At 57.2% G+C, this 18,293-nt stretch carries 16 protein-coding genes and 1 tRNA gene; 12 read left to right on the forward strand and 5 right to left on the reverse strand.

All coding sequences use genetic code 11. From position 1 onward, the window contains the following. The first annotated feature begins 6 nt into the window (after nucleotides 1-6). The 4 genes from E1J53_RS15150 to E1J53_RS15165 all read left to right on the forward strand — a co-directional run bounded on the left by E1J53_RS15150 (nucleotide 7) and on the right by E1J53_RS15165 (nucleotide 2,573). Complete coding sequence (locus E1J53_RS15150; RefSeq protein ID WP_134273592.1) at nucleotides 7-729, forward strand: hypothetical protein; 723 nt, start codon at nucleotides 7-9, stop codon at nucleotides 727-729. 14 nt (nucleotides 730-743) lie between these two features. After that, a complete protein-coding gene (locus E1J53_RS15155; RefSeq protein ID WP_134273593.1) occupies nucleotides 744-1,265 on the forward strand; it encodes a hypothetical protein in 522 nt (173 codons plus the stop codon). Then, complete coding sequence (locus E1J53_RS15160; protein WP_134273594.1) at nucleotides 1,262-1,768, forward strand: DUF3592 domain-containing protein; 507 nt, start codon at nucleotides 1,262-1,264, stop codon at nucleotides 1,766-1,768. The genes E1J53_RS15155 and E1J53_RS15160 overlap by 4 nt, the downstream gene beginning before the upstream one ends. 103 nt (nucleotides 1,769-1,871) lie before the next feature. Continuing rightward, nucleotides 1,872-2,573, forward strand: coding sequence for a hypothetical protein (locus tag E1J53_RS15165; RefSeq protein ID WP_134273595.1), 702 nt, complete (start codon nucleotides 1,872-1,874; stop codon nucleotides 2,571-2,573). 234 nt (nucleotides 2,574-2,807) lie between these two features. On the opposite strand, the gene E1J53_RS15170 is transcribed toward E1J53_RS15165, so the two are convergent. Continuing rightward, the gene (locus tag E1J53_RS15170; RefSeq protein ID WP_134273596.1) at nucleotides 2,808-4,829 is read right to left on the reverse strand and encodes a S9 family peptidase; all 2,022 of its coding nucleotides are present in this window, start codon (nucleotides 4,827-4,829) and stop codon (nucleotides 2,808-2,810) included. A gap of 194 nt (nucleotides 4,830-5,023) precedes the next feature. Between E1J53_RS15170 and E1J53_RS15175 the strand changes: the two genes are divergently transcribed. Both E1J53_RS15175 and E1J53_RS15180 read left to right on the forward strand, forming a co-directional pair. Beyond that, the gene (locus tag E1J53_RS15175; RefSeq protein WP_173021509.1) at nucleotides 5,024-7,705 is read left to right on the forward strand and encodes a PQQ-dependent sugar dehydrogenase; all 2,682 of its coding nucleotides are present in this window, start codon (nucleotides 5,024-5,026) and stop codon (nucleotides 7,703-7,705) included. A gap of 42 nt (nucleotides 7,706-7,747) precedes the next feature. Next, on the forward strand, nucleotides 7,748-8,671 hold the full coding sequence (locus E1J53_RS15180; protein WP_134273598.1) for a tetratricopeptide repeat protein: 924 nt from the start codon (nucleotides 7,748-7,750) through the stop codon (nucleotides 8,669-8,671). On the opposite strand, the gene E1J53_RS15185 is transcribed toward E1J53_RS15180, so the two are convergent. Then, nucleotides 8,668-9,225, reverse strand: coding sequence for a hypothetical protein (locus E1J53_RS15185; protein WP_134273599.1), 558 nt, complete (start codon nucleotides 9,223-9,225; stop codon nucleotides 8,668-8,670). The two genes, E1J53_RS15180 and E1J53_RS15185, sit on opposite strands and share 4 nt — an antisense overlap. Before the next feature lie 141 nt (nucleotides 9,226-9,366). On the opposite strand from E1J53_RS15185, the gene E1J53_RS15190 reads away from it, so the two are divergent. From E1J53_RS15190 to E1J53_RS15205, 4 genes are all read left to right on the forward strand, one after another. Continuing rightward, nucleotides 9,367-10,122, forward strand: coding sequence for a hypothetical protein (locus E1J53_RS15190; RefSeq protein WP_134273600.1), 756 nt, complete (start codon nucleotides 9,367-9,369; stop codon nucleotides 10,120-10,122). Nucleotides 10,123-10,260: 138 nt separating this feature from the next. Further along, nucleotides 10,261-11,355 carry an AAA family ATPase gene (locus E1J53_RS15195; protein WP_134273601.1) on the forward strand — a complete coding sequence of 365 codons (1,095 nt, stop codon included), beginning with the start codon at nucleotides 10,261-10,263 and terminating at the stop codon, nucleotides 11,353-11,355. Nucleotides 11,356-11,427: 72 nt separating this feature from the next. Continuing rightward, nucleotides 11,428-12,339: an ABC transporter substrate-binding protein gene (locus tag E1J53_RS15200; protein ID WP_134273602.1), complete on the forward strand. Its 912-nt coding sequence runs from the start codon at nucleotides 11,428-11,430 to the stop codon at nucleotides 12,337-12,339. 177 nt (nucleotides 12,340-12,516) lie between these two features. Then, on the forward strand, nucleotides 12,517-14,421 hold the full coding sequence (locus E1J53_RS15205) for an AAA domain-containing protein (protein ID WP_134273603.1): 1,905 nt from the start codon (nucleotides 12,517-12,519) through the stop codon (nucleotides 14,419-14,421). Between the two features lie 41 nt (nucleotides 14,422-14,462). Here E1J53_RS15205 and E1J53_RS15210 read toward each other — a convergent pair whose 3' ends face one another. The 3 genes from E1J53_RS15210 to E1J53_RS15220 all read right to left on the reverse strand — a co-directional run bounded on the left by E1J53_RS15210 (nucleotide 14,463) and on the right by E1J53_RS15220 (nucleotide 16,286). Further along, on the reverse strand, nucleotides 14,463-14,774 hold the full coding sequence (locus E1J53_RS15210) for a response regulator receiver protein (RefSeq protein ID WP_134273604.1): 312 nt from the start codon (nucleotides 14,772-14,774) through the stop codon (nucleotides 14,463-14,465). A 50-nt stretch (nucleotides 14,775-14,824) separates the two neighbouring features. Then, nucleotides 14,825-15,472: an NAD(P)H-dependent oxidoreductase gene (locus E1J53_RS15215; protein WP_134273605.1), complete on the reverse strand. Its 648-nt coding sequence runs from the start codon at nucleotides 15,470-15,472 to the stop codon at nucleotides 14,825-14,827. Nucleotides 15,473-15,569: 97 nt separating this feature from the next. Next, nucleotides 15,570-16,286 (reverse strand): pirin family protein, encoded by a 717-nt coding sequence (locus E1J53_RS15220; protein ID WP_134273606.1) that lies wholly within the window; start codon nucleotides 16,284-16,286, stop codon nucleotides 15,570-15,572. Between the two features lie 181 nt (nucleotides 16,287-16,467). On the opposite strand from E1J53_RS15220, the gene E1J53_RS15225 reads away from it, so the two are divergent. Next, a tRNA-Leu gene (locus tag E1J53_RS15225) sits at nucleotides 16,468-16,552 on the forward strand. A 703-nt stretch (nucleotides 16,553-17,255) separates the two neighbouring features. Continuing rightward, on the forward strand, nucleotides 17,256-18,035 hold the full coding sequence (locus tag E1J53_RS15230) for a geranylgeranylglyceryl/heptaprenylglyceryl phosphate synthase (protein ID WP_134273607.1): 780 nt from the start codon (nucleotides 17,256-17,258) through the stop codon (nucleotides 18,033-18,035). The last annotated feature ends 258 nt before the right edge of the window (nucleotides 18,036-18,293 follow it).

Consider the following 18,293-nt stretch of genomic DNA (forward strand, 5'->3'; position numbering starts at 1 on the left):
AAGATCATGACGTTGTTTTTGGTCTTATTGTTACCCGGGCTGGTGGCCCTGGTCCTGCTGCGGAACCAGTTCCGTCGGGAGGCACAACGGCAGCGGGCGATCCGCTGGCCAAAGGCTGCTGCTGTGTTTCAGCAGCGGTTTGATCGCCTCCCTTCCGCCGAAGGAGCTACCCAGGGAGAGGCCATGCAGTATCGTCCCCGTTTCCCGGAGCCCTACGTTTTTTACGTTAAGGGGAGCAGCTACCGTGGAAGGGCAATTATGCCTGCTCCGCCGTCAGCGCTGGAGCCCGAGTATGAGCGGGAACTCATGGAGGAATTGGCCGAGCATCGCGTATTTTACGTTCGGTTCAATACGGAAGACCCCTCAGAGAATTATCTGACGGCCGGATTTGCCGGACTTACCTGGCCCCGGGTAATCCTGTACGCCTATCTGGTGGTTGGTTTTCCGCTGCTGTTTTGGCGGGTATTCCGGTGGACTCAAGACGTCTACGGTTTCGGTCAAACTAGCAAGGCCATCCTGGTGGCATTTTTTGGCTTCGCCTTTCTGCTGGTGGTCTTATTGTACCAACTGTGGTATCCTCGCCATTCCATGCGGGGGATAGTGGAAGGCGTGTATCCGGAAGAGCCGTTGGTCCTGAAGGATGAAGAAAGTGTTGGAACGCCTGAGAGTCGAATAACTGACGAACCGATGCCCCGACGGATACCAATGATCGAAAAGCAATTTGCCTGAGCCAATAAAAAAATATGCTGATATTCTGGTCCATACTGCTGGTGGCCATTTTCGGATGGAGATTCTGGCTGCGCTTCGAGAAGGAGCGCCGGCGTCAGCTGATGATCACCTGGCCAACCCGGAAAATCCACTTCCCGGAAGATGACCCCGACTTTCGTCTCCGGGAAACCCAAAACAAATTGATCCGGTGGAACTACCTACACGACCAGTACACCTTCTTCACCCAGGGAGAGAAGTACGTGGGCAATAAGTTAGTGCCGGAAGAATTTCAGATGGGCGTCCGTGAGGCCGAAGAAGTGGAGACTAACCTGAGGCTAGCGCTGGAGTCCGGAAAGCTACGGTCCCACTACAACCCCGCCGATCCGCAGGAAAATTTCCTGGCCATCGGACATACACATCTGGGGTGGGGAAAGCTGCTCGTCTACCTGGTCCTGGGAGTTTTTATGCCTGTTTTGCTGTTTTATTCCTACCTGGCCGTCTCCTCGGATCCCGAGGTCTGGTGGCAGACGGTCACCTTCATAAACCCGGCATCATGACGAACGAACAGCTGGTTTCTTTCCCGATCAAACTGATCCAGACGCTAGTCGTCGGGGCCATCCTGGTGGTGGGGGTAAGCGGTCTGTGGAGGGCCTGGCAGGAAGAATTACGGGCCAAACAACTCTATACTTTCGTACCCGTGACGGCCGATTCCTTTTCGGTGGAGACCACGCCCTCCGGAGTGTTTTTTGACCTGGAGTACACCTACGTTTTCGCAGGGCAAACCTATACGGGAACCAGCTTGAGCCCCTTTCCGGCCGCCAACGATGCGGCCCGGCAGGATGCCGGTTTCCGGGAGTGGATCACCCGCAGTGACACCGTTGACCTGGTGGTGTACGTCAATCCCGAAAATCCCGCCGAGGCCAGCGTCCTCCGGGGTTGGGTGGGGACGGAACGACGAAAAAGAATGGCTACGGGGGGCATCATGGTCTCCCTGTCGCTCATGGCGCTCTACATGATCCTGCGGCCCGTAAAGCGGGTGGCCCAACTCTTCCGGACATGATGATGCACCACTTCAGATTGTCCCTCCCGTACGGAGATGCTACCGCCAACCAGTTCTTCTTCACCGTAGCGCATGCCTACCCAACTCCCAATTCCCCCACCCGATGAAGCTCTTCTACTTTTTCATGGGCATGTACGGGATTTACGTATTCAGCCGGGTAATCCCCCTGTTTGCACTCCGCATTAAGGCAGAACGCGCCCGACAGATGGTGGTCACCCAGCCCAAAACCTATGCCCGACTAAGTACCAAGCGTAAACTGGTGAAAAGGCAGGTGAAGAACAAAAAGAACGAGATGGAAACCTACTGGGAACCCACGCTCCAGGAACCCTACACCTATTTCCAGAAGGGAACGGCCAAACAGGCCATCAGGGTGGCCCCCGGGGAGATGAAGCTCAGTGAAAAGCAGGCCTGGGAACTGGAATCCTTCCTGTACGAGCATGAGTCCGTGCGGGTCTACGTTGATCCCGACGAACAGGACTCCGTATTTCTTACGCCCGGTCCAAAACTGTTTTCCTGGGGCTACCTCATCAAGAGCATTGCCCTGCTGTCCGTCCCGCTGATCCTGATCCGGGTCTACTTTGAGCCCGTTTTTGCGATCTGGTCGGTGGGGATTTGTGCGTCCTTCTTCGAAGCATGGCTGGGGCAGCGCTACCGCAAGGAATTGCAGGGGTACCTGGTGGCTGCCCCCAAGCCCGAAGCGGAACGGAAGGATAATGAGGAAGAGGATTTTCTGGAGCTACGTCCGCTGAACGAGGCTTCGGAGGCCACCAAAACTGAGGTGGTTGCCGAAAAGCGCCGCGGGTAAGAGAATACTATTTCCTCGCCCCTAATAATTATGGACCATGGCCCCGGCGGGCGGGTGCCGTGGGTTTGGGCGAGGAGCCAGGAGATTCGGATTGTGTGGAAGCATGGGTTTATTGACTAGAGAAGCCCTCCATAAAACCACGCAGGGACAAGGCATGCCTTGTCCCTACTCTTTTGCTCATTCGTTGGCCACGATTCCGAAGGAATCGCGTAGTAATATGTTCTTCTGTTGTTTCTACTTCCGATAGCGCGCGAACCAGGCCAGAATGTTTTCCACCTTGGCGATCAGGTTACTGGGCTTATTGGCGATACCGTGCCCGGATTCCTGGATGCGCACCATGCCACTGGGCACTCCCTCAAGCTTAAGGGCCGCGTAATATTGCTCCGTTTCTGACATGGGGGTCCGGTAGTCCTGTTCACCGGTGAGCAACAGGGTGGGGGTGGTTACGTTACCGACCAGCGAGATGGGCGAGCGGGCCATGTAGTGTTCCTGATGTTCCCAGGGCTTGCCGGGGAACCAGTACTTGTAAAAGAAGTTCGGATTGTCGGCGTGGAGGACGAAGCTGTACCAGTTGATGACGGGTTTGGCGACCACGGCGGCGGCGAAGCGGTCCGTTTTACCGATGCTCCAGGCGGTCAGGACTCCGCCACCGCTGCCACCGGTGATGAAGAGCTGTTCGGGGTCTACGTACCCTTTCGCCACTACGGCGTCTACTCCGGCCATCAGGTCATCGTAGTCTTCTCCGGGGTAATTGTGGTGAATCAGGTTGCCGAACTCGGCGCCGTAGCTGGTGCTTCCCCGAGGATTGGTGTAGAGGACCACGTAACCGGCTGCGGCGTAGAGCTGGATCTCGGCGGAAAACCGGCTGCCGTAATTGGTAAACGGGCCGCCGTGGATTTCGAGCAGAAAGGGATACTTTTTGGTGGGATCAAAATTGGGTGGCTTGACCAACCAGCCCTGCACCCTGCGGCCATCGGCTCCTGAATTAAACCAGATTTCCTCTACCTCGCCCAGTTTCTTGTAGCTGAAGAGGTCTTCATTGACGTTAGTCAGTCGCATGCTTGAGTTTTCCTGGAATCCCACGGCTAGATCGGCGGGGTGTTCGGGCGTGCCGTATGTGAAGGCAAAATTGCCCTGCGCCACCGAAAAGGTGCCGCCAGAATAGGGCCGCCCAAGAGAAAGGCCACCGAGATTATCGGCGAGCCTGGTCATTTTGCCGTCGAGGGTGATGTGCGCCAGGTAGGTGTTTCCCTCCGAATCGTACTGGAAGTAGAGGCCCTTGCCGCCGTCATCCCAGTGGAGGTTACTTACGTCGCGGTCAAGATCGGAAGCAAGCTGCCGGGCTTTCTTGCTTTTCCGATCATAGACGTACAGGTTATTTACCTGATATCCCTGCAGGCGGTCGTCAAAGCCGGTGTAGGCGATCATGTTTCCGTCCGGAGACACGACGGGGCCGTTATCGGGGCCCTGGCGGTCCGTTACGGTAGCAATTTTGCCGGAGGCTACCTCAATCTGGTAGATGGCGGAGTTGAGGGGATCTTCTTCGTGGTTGGCGTGCCGGTTGGCCGAAAAGACGATGGATTTCCCGTCGGGCGTCCAGCTCAGGTTACCACCGTGGTCGAAGTCACCGCTGGTCAGCTGCCGGGGGTGTCCGCCATCGGCGGAGAGCAGAAAGATGTGCTGGTGGCCGGGTTTCAGGAATCCGGCGCCGTCGGCCCGGTAGACCATCTGATCGATGAATTTCGGGGCGTCGGCCCAGGCGGCTCCGGCGGGTTGGCCGGAGCGAGGCGACAGGGGTTTGGTCGTGCCGGGTACGGTCATGGAAAAGGCCAGCCAGCGGCCGTCGGGTGACCAGCTCAGGTTACCGGGGCTTTGCTGCAGGTTGGTGAGCCGTCGTTCCGTGCCACTGCCGTCCAGCCAGCGAAGGTAAATCTGGGGACGACCCTCCCGGGTGCTGAGGTAGACCAGACGGTCGCCGGAAGGCGACCACCGGGGAGAATAATCGTTATGGGCACCGCTGGTCAGTGGCCGTGGGTCACTGCCGTCAAAATTGACGACCCAAAGGTTGCTCAGGTTCCGGTCGGTCATGATGTCCTTGAAGTTACGGACGTAAATCACCCGCTGACCGTCGGGATCAATCTGGGGGTCAGAAACGTACTCGAGGTCAAATACGTCGATGGGCTCAAAGACGGAGGATTGGGCCATCAGGGTCCCGGAAAAAACCAGGAAAAGTAGAGTAGATAACAATCGTAGCATGAGGAGAAGGATGGGGTGAAATGGATGCGTAACTTGCGGGAGTTAAGATAGGGCGGTTTTTTTCTGTAGCGGTGGGTTGTAGATACTGACTTTATCTTGGGCTCCCCATTTGCCGGAGGTGTCGCGGACTACTTCCAAATTTTTATTAATATAATGTGATCTGGATGATCAACAAGTTTTTGAAATTGATACTCATGAAGCGCATTGGTATACTTATCCTTTCCTTTATGTTGATGGGGGGATCCCTCATTTCCGCGGATCTTCCCCCGGGCTTTGTGGAAGAACAAGTCGTTACCGGACTGGACCCTACGGCCATGGCCATGGCCCCGGACGAAAGGATTTTCCTACTGGAAAAAAGCGGTCGGGTACTCATCATCGAAAATGGCGTGCTGCTCCCCGATCCTTTCGTTATGCTGGAAGTTGACAACTTCAACGAGCGCGGCCTGGGAGGGATGGTCTTTCACCCGGATTTTGAGCAGAACAACTACGTCTACTTTTATTATTCCGTCCCCGGAGAAAACCGGAATCGGGTTACCCGCGTAGTGGCCAACGGTAATTTCGCCGTACCGGGAAGCGAGGAAGTCATCTTTGACCTTGACCCCATGAACGGAACCATCCACAACGGCGGCTCCATGCACTTCGGGCCAGATGGCAAACTGTACGTATCGGTGGGAGACGGCGCGGACGCCAACGCCGCGAACAGCCTGAATACTCTGCTGGGGAAAATCCTTCGCCTCAACGACGACGGCAGCATTCCGGAAGACAATCCCTTTTACAACGATCTGGACGGTGACCACCGCGCCATCTACGCCTACGGTCTGCGCAACTCCTTCTCTACGGCCATGCATCCCGTAACGGGCCAGTATTTTGGTTGCGACGTGGGCGGGAACCTCTTCGAGGAGGTCAACGAGTTTACCGCGGGCAGCTACTACGGGTGGCCCGACCTGGAGGGCTTTCGCCAAAACCAAAATCTTCCGGCGAACTACCGCGAGCCCCTGCACGCTTACAATCACGACGTAGGCTGTGCCGTCATCGCCGCAACCTTCTACGCTCCGGAAACGCCGACCTTCCCTCCGCAGTACCACGATAAGTTTTTCTTCGCCGACTACTGCCAGGGATTCGTGCGGGTCATGGAACCCGCGACGGGGGAAATCCTGGAGACCTTCGCCACCAATATTGATCGGCCATTATCCTTTCTGGTCGCCCCCAACGGCGACTTTTACTACCTCGAGCGTTCCGGGATGGGCGGGGGCTCAATGCAGGACAACACGAGTACGACCAACGGCTCGCTGTGGAGAATTCGCTACACGGGTTCCGGGGCACCCTTCATTTCCGTTCAGCCCGATGACGTATTTCTCCCCGTGGGGGAAACGGCCAACTTTTCCGTGCAGGCCATCGGGATGGAGACCCTGACCTTCCAGTGGCAACGGGACGGGGTGGATATTCCCGGAGAGAACGGACCGACCCTGACCATCCCCAACGTACAGCTCGTGGACGATGGAACGGAATTCCGATGCCTGATCGCCAACGCCGAGGGAAGCATTCGTAGTGAAGCCGCTACCCTGCGGGTGACGGCCAACACCCGGCCGCTGGCCAACATTAGCCTGCCGCTGCCCGATGCTACCTACCGGGCGGGGGATACCATCTTCTTTGCCGGATCAGGCAGTGATGCGGAAGATGGTGCGCTGAGCAATCAGGACCTCCGCTGGTTTATCGATTTCCACCACAATGAACATACCCACCCCGCGCTGGAAAACCTGCGGGGAACCAACGAAGGCTTCTTCGTGGTGCCCCGCATCGGGGAGGTAAGTGATAACGTATGGTACCGGGTGTATCTGGTCGTAGAGGATTCCGAAGGCCTGGTGCAGTCGACGTTTCGGGAAGTCTTTCCCGAAAAGGCGGACTTTACCGTCCGCACCGCTCCCGCTGGGCTACGGGTCAACGTTGACGGACAGGGCATGGACAGCCCCGCCCGGGTAACCAGCGTAGTGGGCATCCGCCGCACGCTTTCTGCGCCGCTGAATCAGGTCCGGGGTGACACCCTCTACCGTTTTCGCACCTGGCGGGGCGGCGGCGATAATGGTCGCCTGTATTCCTTTCTAGCCGGAGACCAGGAGGAAATCGTCGCGGAATATGAGGCCCTTCCACTTTTTATCGGCAACGGTACGGGACTGACGGCCGACTTCTTTACCGGGAATAACGAAACCGATTTTTTACGCGGCCGGCCGGTGGCTACCCGGGTTGATCCCGTGGTTGACTTTATCTGGGAGGGCGGCGGCCCACTGGAAGCGGTGGGTAACGATAACTTCATGATCCGTTGGCGGGGAGAAATCCTCGCTCCGGTTACGGATGAGTATACCTTTTACGTAACCGCCGACGATGGCGTCCGCCTCTGGGTGGATGACGTGCAGATCGTCGATCAGTGGGTTCCCCAACCCCGCACGGAAGCCAGTGGAACCATTGCCCTGGAAGGGGGGCGCAGATATCGGATTCGGCTGGAATACTTTGAGGCCGGTGGCCTGGCTGAGGTACAACTGGAGTACGGTAGCCGGACCATCCCCCGGGTGATCATTCCGACCAGCCAACTGTTTCCGGACCCCCTCCGGGAGGTAAACGAAGACTTTAGCTATCGCGTCTATCCTTCTCCGGCGGACCGGGAGGTCACCGTTGAGCTTGGGGTATGGCAGCAACAGACGGTGGACTGGGTGCTGTACGATGCTTCCGGCCGGCGATGTGGTAACGGAACTACCTTCCTGCGGGCAGGGACCACGAAACTCACCGTGCCCCTGTGGCAATTGCCGCAGGGCCTGTACTATTTCCGGTTCGAGGGGAGATCGGGAATCGAGGGGAATATTCCCGTCGTCAAGGGAAATTAGGCGAGCCTCCTCCGTTCAGCCGATTGCGCAAAACACGTCAATATGATCAGACAAATTTTTCCCGCCCTCTTGGGCCTATTCATGGTAGTGCTCACGGTGAGCTGTGGCGGCCGGGAGGGTAAAGAGGGTGTGGTCGATGAAGTAGCCAGCTATCACCAGGTGGAAAAGACTTCCGCCGAAAAATACGAGGCGGCCAGGAACGCCTTCGAAGCCAATCAGGACGACCCGGAGGCGAACATCTGGTACGGTCGTCGGGCGGCCTACCTGGGAAACTTTGAGGAGGCGATTGATATCTTCACTATGGGGATCGAAAAGCATCCGGAAGACGCCCGGTTTTTACGGCACCGGGGGCACCGTTATATTTCTACCCGCCAGTACGATAAAGCCATTGCGGATTTCGAGCGGGCCGCGGCCCTAATTGCGGGAAAGGAAGACACGGTCGAACCCGATGGGCTACCCAATGACCGGAACATTCCCCTCAGTACCCTGCACGGCAATATCTGGTACCACCTCGGATTAGCCCATTACCTTCAGAATGACCTGGAGAAGGCCCTGGCGGCCTTCAGCAACCGGACGGTACTGGAGAAATACGACGACAACCTGGTTTCCGGAGGGCACTGGTTGTTCATGATTCTTTCCCGGCTTGGCCGGGAGGCGGAGGCCCAGGCGGCCATCGCCGACGTGGTGCCCGGAATGGACATCATTGAAAACGATAGCTACTACAAAATGTGCCTTTTCTACCGAGGTTTACTGGCCGAAGAGGACTTGCAGCCGGCGGGGAAGAGCGCTTCTTCGGATGATGTACTGGACTACGGCCTCGGCAATTGGTACCTGTACGCCAAACAGGACACCGCTACGGCCCGGCAGCACTTTGAACATTTGCTCACCAACGGTAATAAATATTCTTTCGCTTACCTGGCGGCCGAAACCGACTGGGAGCGACTGTTTGCCAAACCAATCGATTAGGGAGGCGTAAGGTCTAGCCACTCGGGCGGAGTTTCGTGACCAATGCGGTCTACCCGCTCCAGCATGGCCCGGAGCACCGGGGCGTCGTATTCAAACCAGTCCACTTGCCGCCGGATCTTCAGTTGGTCATCGAAGTAGAGCCAGATGGTAAAGTCCATCCCCCAGTCCGTATCGATTAGGTTGTCGTCGTAGTAGAAAGGGTTTACCCTTCCCCGGGCAACGGCTACGCTGTCGGAGACCACTAGGGAGGCAACGGAAAGGTGCTTCTGATCCGGGGAGAGCTTCCGGAAGCGGTCTCCTTCTTCATCCCAGCGGTAAAACCGCTTGAACTTCCAGAGACTGTCCAGCTTAATTTGCAGTAGGACGTCTTCGAATTCAAGGTCCTCCCGGTAAAAGGCACACAGTTTTTCCCAGTCCGTACGTTCGGCGAAGGTGGCAAAATATTCGCGGGCGGTGGCCTCCACGGCGGCGGCACGCGTGGTGGCGGAAGGCTCGGGCGCAGCTTGGCAACTAAGGAGGAAAGCTAAAAGGATGGTAGGAAGTAATCGCTTCATAAAAGAAGTATCGGTGGCGACGATCATAAAGATAACGCCCCTTAACGGAGGGCATAACTTATTTGGTCCAACCAGGCAATGATCCGTTAAGAAGCACTAAAGTGGCGAGTTGGTGGTTTGTTATTCAACAATCCTGACCCAATGAATCAACGACTACCACGCCGTCTACTCCTGGTGCTGTCCTGCCTGGCCATGATCCCCTTTTCGGCTTTTGGCCAGCGGGAAGGCTGGCCTCCCGCTACTTCATTAGAATTTACCCTCACCCAGCGATTCAATAATTCCGGAGAGGAATATACCTTCCAAAGCTCCACCGGTCCTAACGTTGATTATCGGGTGGTAGAGCAGAGCTCCCACTCTTTATTGGCGGGCTTGCTCCTGCGCAAGGAACAGCTGAACGGAAAGTATCTTACCTACGGCATCCGCGGAATCAGTTGGGAAAAGCATGCCTCTACCATTTTTCGGTTTGATCGGGACAATGAAATTTTGGAAATCATTGGTCTGGGAGAAACCTCCACCTTTGAAATCGGCTTTCGTTACGAACGGGGACGGGTAATTGGTCACCCGGCGGCCAACCGACGGGTCAAAATCAGCCTGGGAATCTTTGCGGATCCCCGGTTTCGGACAATTAGGAGGGTTTCCTTTACCCCGGCCGGATTCCCTTACCGACGACATGAACTGGGCGTGGAACTGGGGCCCAATTTCTCCCTGGGCTGGAAGGTCGCCGATCGGGTCCGCATCACCGCCGGGGTTCCCATGCCGGTTTTCCGCTTTGACGTCGCGCAAATATTCTTTGATAATCCGCTGATTACGGAACCCGAACGGACAAATTCGGAGGTGAATCTGGACGTTGATTTTCGGCAGATTCAGTTGCAGTTCGGGTTACGGGTAGGGCTGTAGGTAGGCTTCAGAAAGTGAAGCGGAATACGGAGGCACGCGTGCAGGTGCAAAGAATACTTGTGGGGCCATGTTTAATAAAATTCCTCGCTGCTGAAACTTATCCCGTACGGAAAGGACGTTATTGAGCAAAGTATATTAATGCCAGGACAAAATCCTAAAATCGTTGACGCCTACGACCAGTATGGTGACTTTATCCTCAGCCAGTATTTCGCGCTGCTTCACGATCAGGCACCCTCCAAGCTCAGCCTGTGGCTGACCATTGAGGGGGGGAAGCAGGTAGCGGAGCAATGTTTGCGGTTGATCGACCGGGAGCAATACCAGCTTACGCAACTGCGCAAGCGATGGTCGCTATCCACTACCCGGGAAGATGTTCCCGAGAATGACGAAATCCGGGGACTGACGCTCGTCAGTCATCGGGCACCGCTCTGCCTGGAACTTACCCTCAACGAGGGAGAATTCGGCGTAGACGTTTATTACGGACACACTCACGAAGGACTGGAGCAGTGGGTAAGAAAACAACTGACCACCATCCGGGATGAATTTGGCCGCTCGGATCTTCCCGTATTCAGTATCCTGACCCGCACCCGTGGTGGTTTTGATACCGAAAAAGTAGACATTGATCGCTTTGACCTTGATCTGGCGGCCAACTACAATGACGACTTCCTCCCGGTAGACCAGGACATCCGCCGGTCGATTGAAGACCGGAATTCCGGCCTCGTGCTGCTGCACGGCATTCCCGGAACGGGCAAGACCTCGTACATCAAGTCACTCATGACCGATTATGCGGAAAGCAAGTTCATCTTTATTCCCAACGACTTCGTCAATGATTTGCTCAAACCGGAATTCGTCACTTTCCTGATTCGCCAGAAAAATGCCATTTTGGTGATTGAGGACGCCGAAAAAATCATCGTCTCCCGGGACAACGTCAGTCAACACTCCGTCGTCTCCACCATCCTTCAACTGACGGACGGCCTTTTCAGTGATTACCTGAACATCAAGGTCATCTGCACCTTCAATACCGATGTCTCGCGGGTAGACAAGGCCCTTTTCCGCAAGGGACGGCTGATTGCCTTTTACGAATTCAGGGCACTCAGCCTGGACAAAACCCGGGCACTGTTGGGGGAAAATGGCTACCGGGTTACCGAAGGACTGACCCTGGCGGAGATATACAATTTCGGAGAGCCGGGTTATTCCGACGCCGACGCAAAACCCCGGATAGGTTTTGCTCGTTAGGCTGGCGCAGTGGGAGGTCAGCCACCATTCGGCCGTCTCCTTCCCGCTACCGTTTTAACCGCCATGCCGTCAATGAATACCCTCCGCTTAGCCCTCGACTGGACCCCAAACATCAATCATCTCGGATTTTTCGTGGCCCGGGAAATGGGCTTTTACGAAGCGGTCGGCTTACGGGTGGACATCAGCGATCCCTCCGCGGATAACTACGCCACTACTCCCGCCAAGAAAGTGGAGTTGGGGCAGGCGGATTTTGCGCTCTGTCCGCTGGAGAGTATCATCAGCTACCAAACCAAATCCCAACCCTTTCCCCTCGTGGCCCTGGCGGCCGTATTGTTGGAAGACCTGAGTGCCATTTCGGTACTTGCGGGAAGTGGAATTGCTCGCCCGGCGGAGCTGGACGGAAGGAAATACGCTTCCTATCGGGCGCGCTACGAAGATGAGATTGTCCGACAAATGATCCGGAACGATGGCGGAAGGGGAGATTTGAAGATTATCTATCCGGATAAACTGGGAATCTGGGACACGCTGCTGAATAAGACGGCGGACGCCACCTGGATCTTCCTCAACTGGGAGGGCGTGGCGGCGGAACGGGCCGAAATTCCCCTGCGCAACTTCCGGATGCGGGATTATACCGTGCCTTATTCCTATTCGCCCGTCATTGCGGCTAACGGCTCCTTGCTTGAAGAAAAAAAGGAGCTACACCAAAAATTTCTGGAGGCTACCCGGAGGGGTTTCCTCCATTATCGGGCAGACCGCGAAGCGGCCCTGGAAATCCTCCGGCAACGATTACCGGCGGACGAACAGGACTTCGACCTTCAACGGGCCCTGGAGGTGTCGGCTTCCGCTTTTGGGGATGAGGGTACCTGGGGCCGGATGAATTCCGCCAACGTGCAGACCTTTCTCGACTGGTTGCGCCGGCGGGGCCTGGACCAAAGCACCCTGACCCCAAGTGATTTGATGGCCGATCTCTGGCAGGCCCGGTAAAGTCAGTTGGCGATGGCACCCGGGGAAACCGCGCCCGGCGCAGTCCGGGGGGCGTAGCCGGCACCTGCGACCTCGCCAAGAAATCAATACCTTCCCGCGCTACCGGAATTTCCTCCTCCTGAACTTTTTGGTATCCCTTCGCATTCCCGTACTTTCCCCTCCTCCAAACCGGAATTCTTGACCGACGAACAGCAACAGGCTATTACTCATCTGCGGGAGCTCGTGCAAATGGAGCGGGCCGAAGAGCGTAAACTGCACCTGGACATCATTCAAGCTATGCCGCTTACCCGGCGGGTGGAAAAGGGATACAGCTGGTATCCGCTCCAGGTCATCCAGAGTGGTTACGGGATTGGCGGAAGGCCTACCGTCACCGTCCAGCGGGAAGGGGAAGAGTCCCATCAGTTTCGCGCCGGGACTTCGGTAAATTTGTTCAGTACCCAGCCCATGGTCAAGTCGCCCCAACGCGCCGGGGTGATCAAGTACGTGAAGAAAAACCGGATGAAAATCATCCTCGGCGGCGAAGACCTCCCCGACTGGCTGCAGAACGGTGGGGTGGGGGTGGACCTCATGTTTGACGAACGGACCTACGTGGAAATGGACCGGGCGCTGCAGCGACTGGAATCCGCCAAGGGACGCCTGAAGGAGTTGCGGGACGTCCTGATGGGTATCCGACCGGCCGAGTACCGGCCCGTGGCCCCGGAGGAAGTTACTCACCTCACGGAACTCAATCCCAGTCAGCAGCGGGCGGTGGCGCACATTCTGGGGGCGGATCATCTGGCGCTGGTCCATGGCCCTCCGGGGACGGGGAAGACCACTACGCTGGTGGCGGCGGTCGGGGAACTGCTGCAAACCGAAAATCAGATACTTTTCTGCACGCCGAGTAATTCGGCGGCGGACCTGGTGGCGCTCCGCCTGACGAATCGGGGGCACAAGGTGGTGCGCATCGGTAACATCAGCCGGGTGGAGGAAGAGGTGATGCGGCTTACGCTGGATCAGCAAATTGCCGAACATCCCGATACCCAGCAGGTAAAAAAACTCCGCCGGGAAGCCGCCGATATCCGCAAGAAGGCCAAGCGCGCCCGGGGGCGCGACAAGGGATTGCTGTTCCGGGATGCCGGGCAGCTGTCCGGCTGGGCCAAGCAGCTGGAGGACCGGCTGCTGGATTACCTGATCGATTCGGCCGAAGTCATCGTTTGCACCCTGGTGGGGGCCGCGGCCAGTATGCTGGACAAGCGGGAGTTCCGCACCTGCATCATCGACGAGGCCGCTCAGGCCCTGGAACCGGCCACCTGGATACCGATCCTCAAGGCCAACCGGGTCGTTCTGGCCGGTGATCCTTACCAACTTCCCCCAACGGTCAAGAGCCGGAAAGCAGAGAAGGGCGGTCTGTCCGTCACCCTGATGGAGAAGTGCCTGGCCCGGGAAATCACTCAGGATGATGAACGGCAGTATGCCCTGCTGGAGGTGCAGTATCGCATGAACGAGCGGATCATGGGCTACAGCAACGCCCACTTTTACGGTGGTCAATTGCGGGCCGCGGAGATGGTCGCCCAGCGCAGTCTGCCGGGCGTACCGCTGGCGGAGTCCGTGGTGTTCATCGATACGGCCGGCACCGGTTTTGAGGAAAAACTACACCCCCGGTTTCAGTCCCGCTACAACGACGGGGAGCTGAACGTCATGGTGGAGCACCTCCTGGATTTGCGGGGGTTGACGCCCCCGGAGGAACCGCTGCCGAGCATCGCCGTGATCACCCCCTACCGGGAACAGGTACGGGTGGCCGAAGACCTCTTCGACGCCGAAGAAAGACTGGCGGGCATGGAGCTGGCGGTCAATACCGTCGACGGCTTTCAGGGCCGCGAACGCGACGTGGTGTACATCTCGCTGGTGCGGTCCAACGAGAAAGGAGAAATTGGCTTCCTGGCGGATTACCGCCGGATGAACGTGGCGCTGACCCGCGCCAAAAAGTACCTGATCGTCATTGGGGATAGTGCTACCGTGGGGCAGGATCCCTTCTTCGCGGGTTTTCTGGAGTACGTGGAAAAGCAGGGACTGTACCAGACGGCCTGGGAATACATGCGCTAGGGCATGTCTAACCAGCGGTAGGCTCCGATAAGCAGGAGATGCTATTGCGGTTCGGAAAACTCCCCCGTAGCCGCCATGATCTCCGACAACAGGAGCCCGCTGCCGCCACCGAAGTGGCGGATCACCCGACAATCGTAGGGAGCCCCATCGAGATACTGCCGCAGCCGGGCCTCTCCCTCACCGTCGATGCCCGTACCGAGCAGGACGACGTCAAACGGCTGCTCCTGTAGCAGACTCAGGGCTTGCTCAACGCCGTCGGCGGCGCTGCCCGTCCACTGGTCATTTTTGTTGACCAGGCGATTCATGACGGCCAGGATTTCGGGATGGTGGGATACGGATAGGATGGATAGCATGGGGGAGATGTTGTAATCCCCTCCGGCCAGCGGCCGGAGGGGATCAAAGTTTACACGGTTTGGAAGAGCTCGTCCAGTGGCAGACGCACCTTGGCCAGGTGCTGGTAGGCGTCTTCTGCGGAGCGGTAGCCCACGGGGACGGCCACGGTGGCTTCGAGGCCCTGCTCCTTGAGGCCGAGAATTTCGTCGTACTTGGCGGGATCAAAGCCTTCCATCGGACAGGCATCCACGCGCAGGGTTGCCGCGGCGGTCAGCAGATTGCCCACGGCGATGTAGGTCTGGCGACGGTTCCATTCCGTCGTTACCTCCGCCCCCTTGGCGGCCACGCTTCCCTTGATGGTGTTTCCGTAACCCTCTAGGGCACTGACGTCAACTCCCCGGGCGTCGGCAATGCGGGCCATGAAGTCGTCCACGTAGTTCTCGGACATGTCCAGTTTGTAGGCGAAAACGAACAGGTGGGATGCATCCGTGATCTGGGTCTGACCGTAGGAAGCCGCCTTAAGTTGTTCGCGCACTTCGGGGTTTTCGACGATCAGTACCCGGAACGGCTGCAGGCCGTAGGAGGTGGGCGTCAGGTTAATGGCTTCCATCAGGAAGCTTACATCCTCGGCGGACAGCTTCCGCGTGGGATCAAATTTCTTGGTGGCGTAGCGCCAGTTCAGGTCAGCGAGCAGACTGGTTTGGGTGGGAGTATCCATAATTGGGGCGCCAAATGGCGAATTTTGTGGTTATGATGTTTGGGGGAGGGAGGCGACGGTTTTCCGTCGCCTCCCCTCCCTGGATAATGCACTTGCTTTAGTTCAGGTTCATGGGCACTTCCATGAGCAACAGACGGGCGTCTTTGGTGGCGGTAATGTCCAGACGATCCGTATCCCAGATGCCCAGGCCGTCCCGGCGCTCGAGTATCTGGTCACCGATGGTGACGGAACCTTCCAGGACGAAGGCGTAAACGCCATTGCCGGCCTTCTTCAGTTCGTATTCCGTGGCCGTGCCGTGGTGGAGGTTACCCAGGTGAAACCAGGCATCCTGATTGATGTGTACGCCTTCGTCTTCCGGACTGGGAGAGACGATTTGCGTCAGTTTATTATCCAGTTGAGCTTCGTCGAGCGTAATCTGGCTGTAGTTGGGGGTGATGTCCCGACTTTTAGGAAAAACCCAAATTTGCAGAAAGTCTACCGGGCGGTCGGCGTTGGCGTTCATCTCACTGTGAAACACTCCGGTGCCGGCGCTCATGGCCTGAATGTCGCCTTCCTTAATGACCGTTTCGTTACCCATCGAATCCTCGTGGCGTAGGTCCCCGGAGATGGGAATGGAAATGATTTCCATGTTGTCGTGGGGGTGCTTACCGAAGCCGCGTCCGGGAGCAACGTGATCATCATTCAGCACCCGCAGCGCGCCAAAGTGAACCCGCTCCGGGTTGTAGTAATTGGCAAAACTGAAGGTGTGGTTGGATTCCAACCAGCCGTGGTTAGCGTTTCCACGGGTGTCCGCTTTATGAAGGATGGTTTTCATGGCGTAAATAATTGTTGTACATACATTAATTGTTGGGGATTGAAAAAGTTCAATCGCTGCCCCCTAATTTTCGTTCGGGCCATCTTTGGATAAAAAATCCTTCTATCGGTAACTATTTTTTGTCTGGGGCTTGTTCACTTACGCAGCGGGCATTACTTTTGCAGCCGCTAACAAATCATCTGCTCAGGTGGTGGAATTGGTAGACACGCCAGCTTGAGGGGCTGGTGCCCATTGCGGGCGTGCAGGTTCGACTCCTGTTCTGAGCACCTCAAAGCGCCTTCTCCGACGGAGAGGGCGCTTTTTTTATGCCCGCTGGCTTCCGAAAGTATCGGATCATTTGGGCGCTGCGCGCAGGATGCCGTGGATGATGCAAAAGAGCTTCCTCTTCGTCGGACGAACTCCATCGCCGTAGGCGATGCGTTCGTCCGACGAATGACCGCCCCCCTTTCCTTCCAGGACCGTAATCCCTTGTTGTTGACCCCGCCGAGACCTCGGATCAGCTCGCGCAGCTCGACAGTTCCGAGGACCGGCTCCCTCTTCGTCGGACGAATTCCCTCGCCGTAGGCGATGCGTTCGTCCGACGAATGACCGACCACCTTTCCTTCCAGGACCGTAATCCCTTGCTGTTGACCCCGCCGAGACCTCGGATCAGCTCGCGCAGCTCGACAGTTCCGAGGACCGGCTCCCTCTTCGTCGGACGAATTCCCTCGCCGTAGGCGATGCGTTCGTCCGACGAATGACCAACCCACTTTCCACTCGGCACCACGACCTCTGCCGTTGACCCAACCGAGACCTCGGATCAGCTCGCGTTGCTCGACAGTTCCGAGGACCGGCTCCTTTCCTCAGTCTTCTTCCTTCTTCCTTCTTCCTTCTAACTCCCTTCTCCTCCACCTCACCCTTCCTCTTTCTTCTTCCTTTCGTCGTACCTTGTCGGCACAAGTCATTTCCCCACGCTATCTACCTTACTGCATGTTGTATACCAATCTGATGAATGCCCGGAAGAACGGCCAGAAAATGTTGGCCGTCCTCGTCGACCCCGACAAAGCACGACGGGATAACCTGGGGCAACTCGCCAAGTTTGCCAACGAAGGGCACATCGATTGTTTCCTGTGGGGAGGAAGTTTGGTGAACACCACCCAGTCGGCCTATTATCTGAAATTGCTCAAGGCGCACCTGAAGCATACGCCCGTTTTTCTCTTCCCAGGCTCCACTTACCAGCTCGACGACCAGGCCGATGGCCTGCTGCTCCTTTCCCTCATCTCGGGCCGTAATCCGGAGTTGCTCATCGGCCGCCACGTACAGGTGGCCGCCCGCATCAAGCAGATGAAACTGGAGACGATCCCGACGGGCTACTTGCTGGTGGACGGCGGGCGCCCGACCTCGGTCAGCTACATGAGTAATACCACGCCCATTCCCGCCGACAAGCCGCCCATTGCGGCGGCCACCGCCCTGGCCGGAGAGCAGCTCGGCCTCCGCCTCATCTACCTCGATGCCGGTAGTGGTGCCCAGCAACCGATCCGGCCGACCATCATCCGCGCGGTACGCGCGGAAGTGGACCTGCCCATCATCGTCGGCGGCGGTATCCGCACCCCGGAACGGGCGGCCATCGCCCTCGAAGCCGGTGCCGACATGATCGTAGTCGGTAATGGCCTGGAAAAGGACCCCAACTGGCTGCCCGAATTAGCCGCTGCGGTGAAGGGCGTCCAGCCCGGGGCCACCAAAGCACAGCGGGAAAAGGCAAAGGCGTGATATGTTTAAGAACATTGGCACCCTCGTCGGACAAAGTTATCGCCGAGGGCGATTGGATTTGTCCGACGAGGTAGGAAAACACTAATTGGGTATACCTGGAGTTTCCTTTCGCCGAAAGGAAACCTGACCAGCTTCGAAATACCGATGGAATATCTCCATTGTCTGAAATCTTTAGGGAAGCGCAATGACCGCTTCTCCCCGGTTACACTCTCCGGTCGTCTTTTGGGAAAAGACGACACCAACTGGAGTTTCCTTTCG

It is taken from the genome of Lewinella sp. W8, from assembly GCF_004375085.3.
Classification (GTDB): domain Bacteria; phylum Bacteroidota; class Bacteroidia; order Chitinophagales; family Saprospiraceae; genus Neolewinella.